Origin of the sequence: Bacillus sp. AP50 (genome assembly GCF_040492675.1) — a bacterium.
Lineage (GTDB): Bacteria > Bacillota > Bacilli > Bacillales > Bacillaceae_G > Bacillus_A > Bacillus_A cereus.
This window is the reverse complement of record NZ_JBEUTW010000796.1, coordinates 1-1,229: the sequence shown is the minus strand read 5'-3', so window position 1 is coordinate 1,229 and position 1,229 is coordinate 1. Positions and strand designations below refer to the sequence as shown.

Genomic DNA, 1,229 nt, shown 5'->3' with positions numbered 1-1,229 from the left:
CTTACAAGTAGCCTCCATCTGTTCACTCGATAAATCTATATTTTCTTCCCCCTTTAGATCATTCTACTTTTTCCATCGCAACCTATTAACTTCTCATAACGACAGTTAGTATGCAGATTCAACAAATAGGAGGATTTAAAAATGACAAAAAACAAGTTACTACAGACATCATGTTTCAATTTGAACACTTTAAATCGGGACCCATACTTTGATTCATTACATCAACCTTATTTCTTAAAATTAACCAACAGTCTTTTCTTTGTTAATAGAGTTGGGGTGAATTAAAGTGCCTTCCCAAAGATATATTGACCTTAGAGAAGATAATTTACCTGACTTGCATAACAATGTGTTATTGAAAGCTTGCCAAGAGGATCCTGATTTACTCTCTGAACTTTTATATGAAAACAAAGAATTTCTCTTCTCAATCATTGCTCACTACAAAGGAAGCATTGAATCCCTAAAAAATAAATTCAACGTGGATGAAGAGGAGTTACTTCAACACGCTTATATAGCTGTTATTACAGCTATTAGAGATTTTGATTTTAATAAAGGAATTAAGTTTACAACTTATATTTATCGGCCAATTATATGGGAAATTAACCAATTGCTCTATAATGATTCTAGACTAGTACGCTTAAGTCGAAGTGCAGTAGATCTACTCAAACAAATGGAGAAAGTTGAAAATGAACTAGGTTATTTCCCAAAAACTGAAGAATTAGCAAAATTACTTGATGTTACTGTAGAGCGCATTGAAAATGTTCTTCGATTCGCTTCAGAATTAACTTCTTTAAATTCACTTGAAAGCTTTGAACCCGAGGATTACTCAATAGGTTATGAAAGTAAAGTAATGGATAAAATCTATGTAGAAAATCTACTTAAAAACTCCGATTTATCCGAATTTGAAACTCAAGTGATCAATCTTATTATGGATGGTAACAATAACTCACAGATAGCAAAAAAATTAAATGTCTATCCAATGACAGTTAATCGTGCTTTAAACCGTATAAAGAATAAATTAGATAACAACTTTGAGTCAAAACGATTGTCCAAATATGAAAGTGAAATTGGACTAATTGCAGAAGAAATGATCGAATTAAACTGCATAATGAATATAGAACAACTCAAAGATTTATTAGATGTATGTGGTTACACTATAAGCAAGTATAGCTCTCGGGTTTTATATTATATTCGTCAACAAGCTATAAGTCGCTTAGATCAAAACCTATCTG

Annotated in this window: 1 protein-coding gene; it reads left to right on the top strand. The window is 31.5% G+C overall.

What is annotated here, in order from left to right:
• Positions 1 to 286: 286 nt before the first annotated feature.
• Positions 287 to 1,229, top strand: a 943-nt coding sequence (locus ABWK52_RS29575) for a sigma-70 family RNA polymerase sigma factor (RefSeq protein WP_353772396.1), incomplete at its 3' end; no start/stop codon positions are given.